The sequence below is a fragment of the Amycolatopsis sp. NPDC026612 genome (genome assembly GCF_040638285.1).
In the GTDB taxonomy this organism is placed as follows: domain Bacteria; phylum Actinomycetota; class Actinomycetes; order Mycobacteriales; family Pseudonocardiaceae; genus Amycolatopsis.
This window is the reverse complement of record NZ_JBEZYB010000079.1, coordinates 1-6,864: the sequence shown is the minus strand read 5'-3', so window position 1 is coordinate 6,864 and position 6,864 is coordinate 1. Positions and strand designations below refer to the sequence as shown.

Below are 6,864 nucleotides of genomic sequence, written 5' to 3'. Positions count from 1 at the left end.
GGACAATGCCGGAAAAGCGAAAAGCACGAACCCCGTGGGGTTCGTGCTTTTCAAGGGAAATCGACGGGAGGGCTACCAGCCCGCCGACACCAGGAGGTCGCCGAACTCGCGCTCCCGCTCGGCCTGCCGCAGGTCCGACTCCACCATCATCTGCATCAGCCGGGTGAAGTCCACTTCGGGCTCCCAGCCGAGTTCGGTGCGGGCGCGGGTGTTGTCCGCGCACAGCGTCTCCACTTCCGCTGGCCGCACCAGCGCCGGGTCGATCACGACGTGGTCGCGCCAATCCAGGCCGACGCACTCGAAAGCGATCCGCACCGCGTCCCGGACCGAGTGCATCTTGCCGGTGCCGACCACGTAGTCGCCCGCCGTGGGCTGCTGCAGCATCAGGTGCATGGCGCGCACGTAGTCACCGGCGTACCCCCAGTCGCGTACCGCGTCCAGGTTGCCGAGGCGCAGCTTGTCCTGGAGGCCGAGCTTGATCTGGGCCACCGCCAGGGTGATCTTGCGGGTCACGAACTCCGCGCCGCGCCGGGGTGACTCGTGGTTGAACAGCATCCCGGAAACCCCGTACATCCCGAAGGACTCCCGGTAGTTCCGGGTGATGAAGTGCCCGTAGGCCTTGGCCACGCCGTACGGGCTGCGCGGGTGGAACGTGGTCGTCTCGCGCTGCGGGGTCTCGGCCACCTTGCCGAACATCTCGGAGGAGGACGCCTGGTAGAACCGGATCTGGTTCTCCACGGTCGGCGTGCGGGAGCCGCTCAGCCCGCTGACCACCCGGATGGCCTCCAGCATGCGCAGCACGCCCATGCCGTTGACCTCGGTGACGAGTTCCGACTGCTGCCAGGACATCGGCACGAACGAGATCGCACCGAGGTTGTAGACCTCGTGCGGCTGCGCCGCGTCGACGGCGGAGACCAGGCTGGCCTGGTCCATCAGGTCACCGTCCACAAAGGTCACGTCACCCAGCAGCCTGCTCACCCTCGACTTCCGGGGGTTCGCCTGGCCCCGGATGAGCCCCCACACCTGGTATCCCTGCTCGAGCAGGTGTTCGGCCAGGTAGGAGCCATCCTGCCCGGTTATCCCGGTGATCAGTGCGCGCTTGGTCATGCGCCGCACCCCTTTCTTCGCGACGAGCCGGACAGCGGGCTTCGGATCTCATGCTCCGGTCCGACCGTCGCAGCCGGTCGAACCAGGTGTCAATCGAACTCGAAGCGGTACTGGGGAATTTCCGAGAGTTGCCAGGCCGATCCCTCGATCGGCGTTGCGGGTCAACGGTTCCGCGAACGCATCAGCCGGTTTCCTGCGGCACCAGGGCCGCGCCGAGCCGGTCGAGCAGGGCGTCCACCCGCTCGGCCATCCCGGGACCGTCCCACCACGACAGGGTCAAGTCTGTCCGGCCGTCGCCCTCGGTGGCGACGACGGACAAGGCGGCGCCGGGCTCCATCGGGCACAGCACGTACCCGGCGGCCGCGGTGAAACCGTCCGTGTGGAACCACCCGGGCCGCACCGGGCCCAGGTGGTACACCTCGGCCAGCAGGCTGTGCCGATCGTCCCGCCGCGCGCTGCGGTCGACCCGCCGGACGATGTGGCGGAGCAGCGGCAGCGGTGCTTTGAGGATCTCCGCGCCCGGCGCGTCGACCCGGCAGGTCCGGTCCGCGAGCGCGTCGGCCAGCTGCCGGTCCACCTCCGGCCAGGAGTCACCGGCCCGCAGGTCCAGGGAGACAGCCAGCGAGAGGTTGCCCGTCGACCGGATCTCCGGGTGGCCGGGGCGCACGTCGACGACGAAGCCGACCGGGGCCACGGGGTGGCCGGACAGCTCCACCAGCGCCGCGGCCAGCCGCGCCTCGAGCGCCGGGACGGTGCCCTCGATCGTGCGCCGCCGCCAGAGTTGCCGGCGCAGGTCCGCCCCCGGCGGAATCCCGAGCAGGGCGGGCATCCCGGCATCGGATCCGGCTTCGCCGGCCTGCCGGTGGAGCGGATCGTCGAGGTCTTCGAAGGTGGCAGGCGACGGGGCTCCGGCCGGTTCTTCACCGCGCAGGACCCGGAACACGTCACGGGCCCACCACAGCAACCCGCGTGCGTCCATCACGGCGTGCCCGGCCCGGAACACCACCGTCGGCTGCGCCCCCGCGAACAGCACCACCTCGCACGTGCGGCCCGCTCGCCCGGGCAGCGGAGTGCGCAGCTCGGGCGCGTCGGCCGGGAGCCCGTGCGCCACCGTCACCGCCGGCGCGACGCCGCTGTCCACCCACGTGCGGCCGCGGCGGACGAGCCGGGCGCCCGGGCAGGCCCGGGACGCGACCGCCACCGCGCGGCGCAGCTCTCCCGGGCCGATGTGCCCGGTGCCCTCGACGCACAGGTTCAACGCCGCCGACACCTTGCGCGGAAAGCCCAGGAACCACCACTCGATCGGGTCGATCGGGCGGCTGAAACCGGTGTCAGTGCTCATGTCAGTACCTGTTCCGATGCTCATTTCACTGCCCCGCCCGAGCCTGCACAGCCAGTTCGGCCACGTGCTCGACGGTCGTCCGGCGGATGATCTCGGGCAGCCGGCTGACGAACGCGCGCTCACCGTCCGGACCCGTGGCGTGCCGGGCGACCTGCGCGACCATGGTGATCAGCGACAGCGAGTCGCCACCGAGCCGGTGGAAGTCACTGGCGCCGTGCAAGCGGTCGACCTCGACGCCGAGCACCTGCGACCAGATCCGCGCCACCGTGTCCTCCATGCCTTCGAGCGCCCCGCCGGCCACCGGCTTCGCGGCCCCGAACGGGTCCGGCAGCGACGCGGTCGCGATCTTGCCGTTCATCGAGCGCGGGAACTCCGCGACCGGCACGATCGTGGCCGGCACCAGGTAGCCGGGCAGCTGTTCGGCCAGGTAGCCGGTCAGCTCGCCGATGTCGATCGGCCCGTCGGCGGCGGTGACGTACCCGCACAACGTCTTGTCGCGCGCTCCCGGCCGGGAGCGCGCGACGACCACGGCGCCGGACACGGCCGGGTGCGTCTCCATGGTCTGCGCGATCTCGGCGGGCTCGATGCGGTGGCCGAGCACCTTGAGCTGGTCGTCGATCCGCCCGCAGAACTCCAGGCCGCCGCCGGGCAGCCGGCGCACGATGTCGCCCGTGCGGTAGACCCGGCTGCCGTCGGCCAGCCGGACGAACCGCTCGCGCGTCAGGTCAGGCCGGCCCCGGTAGCCCCGGGCGAGCTGGCTGCCGCCGATGTACAGCTCGCCGGGCTCGCCGGGGGCGACGTAACCCCGGCCGGCGTCGAGCACGTGGTAGGTGACGCCGTCGTACGGCACGCCGATCGGCACGGCCGCGCCCTCGTCGCGGTCGGCGTCGAAGTCGTGGTACCCGACGCCGATGGTGGCCTCGGCCGGTCCGTACATGTTGGTGATCAGGCAGTCCGGCCCGAACACCTGCCGGGCGCGCAGGGCCACCCCGCGGGTGAACTGCTCGCCGATGACCAGCAGGGTCCGCACCGCCCCCGGCCGCAGCTCCAGGCGGGTGATGAGGTCGAGGTGCGACGGTGTGAGGGAGAGCGTCGTGGCCCCGGCGTCGAGGACCTCCTGCAGGCCCAGGTGGCTGATCTCGTCGCGCAGCAGCTGCAGCGTGCCCCCGACGGTGAGGGGCAGGATCAGCGAGAGCTGCGCCAGGTCGAAAGACAGCGAGCAGAGCAGCGGCAGCCGGGTGGCCGGGCCGATGCCGTGTTCCTTCGTCGCGCAGGTCGCGTACGCCGCGATGCTCCGGTGTTCGACCTCGACGCCCTTGGGCCGGCCGGTCGAACCCGAGGTGTAGACGACGTAGGCGAGGTCGCCGGGCGCCGGGGCGGCCGGCTCCAGGTCGGCGTCGCGCGGCAGGTCGTCGAGCACGAGCCCGGCACAGCCGTCCGGGCGGTGGTCGCGCCGGTCGTGCGGCCGGGTGACCAGGCAGGCCGCGGCCTTCGCGTCGGCCAGGAGGGTCCGGATGCGGGCGTCCGGATGCTGGGGGTCCATCGGCAGGTACGCGGCGCCGGCCATCAGGGTGCCCCACGCTCCGGCGACGGCGTCCACGGTCTTGTCCGCGAGCAGCCCGACCACGTCCTCGCGGCCGACTCCCAGCTCCCGCAGGGACTTCGCGACACCACGCATCCGCCGGTCCAGCTCGGCGTAGGTGACCTCGCCGTCCGACGCGCTCACCGCGATCGCGTCCGGACGGCGGCGGACCTGTTCCAGGAACCGGTCCACGATTCCGGGGCCCGGATCCGGCAGCGCCGCGGACGTCAGCCGGCCCTGCTCGCGGTGGACGGCCGGAGCGAGCGCCTCGCCGACGGTGTCGAGCAGGGCGTCCACCCGCTCGGACATGCCGGGGCCGTCCCACCAGGCCACCGTGAGGTCGGTGCGGCCGTTGCCCTCGGTCGCCACGACGGACACCGGCGTGGCCGGCTCCATCGGCGACACCATGTACGCGCCGGCGGCCTCGAACGTGCCGGTGTGGAACCACTCCGCCGGAACCCGGCCGAGGTTGTTCACGTTGGCCGTGGCGCTGAACCGGTCCTCCCGGCGGGCCGAGCGCTCGGCCCGCCGGATGAAGTACCGCAGCAGCGGGACGGGCGCCTTCAGGATGCTGGGGTCCGGGGCCGAGACCCGGCCGTCCTGGTCGCTCAGCGCGGCCAGCAGCCGCTGGTAGATCTCTTCCCACGAGTCGGCGGCCGCCACGTCCAGGGACAGGACGAGCGACAGGTTGCCGGTGGACCGGATCTCGGGGTGGAACGGGCGCAGGTCCAGCGGAAACCGGATCGGCGCGGTGGACCGGCCGGAGAACGCGGTCACCGCGGCGGCCAGCTTGGCGCTCAACGCCGGGAAGTTCCCGTCGACCGTCCGCCGCCGCCACAGCTGCCGGCGGATGTCCGCGCGCGGCGGGATCCCGAGCAAGGACGGCACCTTGGTGGCCGCCTCGGCTTGGCCGGCCCGGCTGTAGAACGGGTTGTCGAGGTCCAGCACGGTCCCGGTCGACCGCGCGCCGGCCGGTTCCTCCCCACGCAGGGCGCGGAACACGTCTCGCGCCCAGAGGATCAGCCCGCGCCCGTCCATCACCACGTGGCTCGCCCGCAGCACCACGGTCGGCTCGGGACCGTCGAGCAGCAGCACCTCGCAGTTCGCGCCGGAGCGGTTGGGCAGCGGCGAGCGCAGTTCGGGCGCGGCGCAGGGGTCCGCGACGCCGGAGACCACCTTGACGGCCGGGTCGGCACCCCCGTCGACCCAGCGGCGACCGCGGCGGACGAGCCGGGCGCCCGGGCACGCCTCGGAAGCGACGGCCACCGCGCGGCGCAGGCTCTCGGCGTCCAGCCGGCCGGCGCCTTCGACACAGAAGTTCGTGACCGGTGACATCTTCGCCGGGAAGCCGAGGAACCACTGCTCGATCGGGCACACCAGCCGCGTGAAGGCGGCGTCTTCCGGTAGACGATCGGTCATCGCCGTGCTCCGTCCCGCTTCAGTCGACAACTCCGGGTCGAAGTCTGCAGCCCGGAATCGGCCGTCACAACAAATCGGCGCACTTCTAGGAAAAGTCCCGGAAGCAGACACGCGCGGGGCCGGACCGCCGCTGTCTAGGGATTTCTCGCCCGAGCCACGACCTACCCTTCCGAAGTGGACATCTCAGAAACCGAAGCCGCACTCTGGATCCGCCGCTTCGCCGGCACGCCGGACGCGACGGCCCGGCTGGTCTGCTTCCCGCACGCGGGTGGCGCGGCGAGCTTCTTCCAGCCGGTGGCGCGCGCCCTGGCGCCCGCTGCGGACGTGATCTCGCTGCAGTACCCGGGACGGCAGGACCGGCGCCGGGAACCGGTCATCCGGTCCGTCGACGAGTACGCCGCGCGGCTGACCGCCGTGCTGGGCGGTCTGCCGCCGATGCCGACCGTCTACTTCGGACACAGCATGGGCGCGATCCTCGCCTTCGAGGTGGCGCACCGCCTGGCGGCCGCGGGTGGCGGCGCACCGGCGTCGCTGGTCGCGTCCGGCCGCCGCGGCCCGGCGACCGTCCGCGAGGAGTTCGTGCACCTGCTCGGCGACGACGGCATCATCGCCGAGGTCCAGGAGCTCGGCGGCACCGACACGGCGTTGCTGGACGACGAGGAGATCCGCCGGATGGCGCTGCCCGCCATCCGGGGCGACTTCACCGCCATCGAAACCTACAGCTGCCCGCCGGACCGGCTGGTGCCCTGCCCGGTCACCGTCTTCATCGGCGACACCGATCCCAAGGTGACGGCCGAGGAAGCCCGGATGTGGCGGCAGCACACCACCGGCGCCTTCGCCATGCACGTCTACCGCGGCGGCCACTTCTTCCTGGTGGAGCACTCGGCGGACGTGCTGACGCGCTTGCGGGCCGAGCTGGCCCGGGTCGCCGCCACCCACGCCGTCCGGGCCTGACCCACGCCGGGCCCGGCGACCGTCCATCACCGCAACGAGGAGGTATCCGCTGTGTCGGCCAGGAAAGCGACGTTGATCGGCGGGCCCGCCGGCCTGCCCGCGAACGATCGGACCCGCGAGGTGACCACCGGGCTCGAGGAGAAGCTGAAGATCCCGCACGGAGCGGGCTACGAGCACTTCAGCCACGACGGCGAGTTTTCGGTGGTGGACGGGGCCGAGGCCGCCGTCTTCCGCTGGTGCGGCAGCACTCGCGTCGCCGAGTGAAACCCCGGGCGGGCCGGTCCTCCCTTCACCGGCTCGCCCGGATCGCCACCGGAGAGCACGCGCTCACGCCCCCCAATGGAAAAGCCGTGGCGGTGCCCCTTCGCCAGGGGCCACCCCCCCGCCTTTAAAATGGGGATGTACGTAAAGTAACCACACCCGGCACCGAACCCGGCGGCCCGGCGTACGGGGGGTGCAG

The 6,864-nt window shown here is 72.4% G+C and carries 5 protein-coding genes; 2 read left to right on the top strand and 3 right to left on the bottom strand.

The window, feature by feature from the left end:
• Nucleotides 1-72: 72 nt before the first annotated feature.
• The 3 genes from AB0F15_RS37975 to AB0F15_RS37965 all read right to left on the bottom strand — a co-directional run bounded on the left by AB0F15_RS37975 (nucleotide 73) and on the right by AB0F15_RS37965 (nucleotide 5,450).
• A complete protein-coding gene (locus AB0F15_RS37975; protein WP_360281423.1) occupies nucleotides 73-1,107 on the bottom strand; it encodes a GDP-mannose 4,6-dehydratase in 1,035 nt (344 codons plus the stop codon).
• Nucleotides 1,108-1,288: 181 nt separating this feature from the next.
• Nucleotides 1,289-2,449: a hypothetical protein gene (locus tag AB0F15_RS37970; RefSeq protein ID WP_360281421.1), complete on the bottom strand. Its 1,161-nt coding sequence runs from the start codon at nucleotides 2,447-2,449 to the stop codon at nucleotides 1,289-1,291.
• Nucleotides 2,450-2,474: 25 nt separating this feature from the next.
• Complete coding sequence (locus AB0F15_RS37965; RefSeq protein ID WP_360281419.1) at nucleotides 2,475-5,450, bottom strand: amino acid adenylation domain-containing protein; 2,976 nt, start codon at nucleotides 5,448-5,450, stop codon at nucleotides 2,475-2,477.
• Nucleotides 5,451-5,624: 174 nt separating this feature from the next.
• Between AB0F15_RS37965 and AB0F15_RS37960 the strand changes: the two genes are divergently transcribed.
• Together AB0F15_RS37960 and AB0F15_RS37955 are read left to right on the top strand one after the other, a co-directional pair.
• Nucleotides 5,625-6,404, top strand: a complete 780-nt coding sequence (locus AB0F15_RS37960) for an alpha/beta fold hydrolase (RefSeq protein ID WP_360281417.1) — start codon at nucleotides 5,625-5,627, stop codon at nucleotides 6,402-6,404.
• Nucleotides 6,405-6,455: 51 nt separating this feature from the next.
• A complete protein-coding gene (locus AB0F15_RS37955; RefSeq protein WP_026468007.1) occupies nucleotides 6,456-6,668 on the top strand; it encodes a DUF5988 family protein in 213 nt (70 codons plus the stop codon).
• The last annotated feature ends 196 nt before the right edge of the window (nucleotides 6,669-6,864 follow it).

Bases quoted from the DNA above. Each gene is read 5' to 3' on its own strand.
- AB0F15_RS37970 (WP_360281421.1), bottom strand. From the start codon at position 2,449: ATGAGCACTGACACCGGTTTCAGCCGCCCGATCGACCCGATCGAGTGG.
- AB0F15_RS37975 (WP_360281423.1), bottom strand. From the start codon at position 1,107: ATGACCAAGCGCGCACTGATCACCGGGATAACCGGGCAGGATGGCTCC.
- AB0F15_RS37965 (WP_360281419.1), bottom strand. From the start codon at position 5,450: ATGACCGATCGTCTACCGGAAGACGCCGCCTTCACGCGGCTGGTGTGC.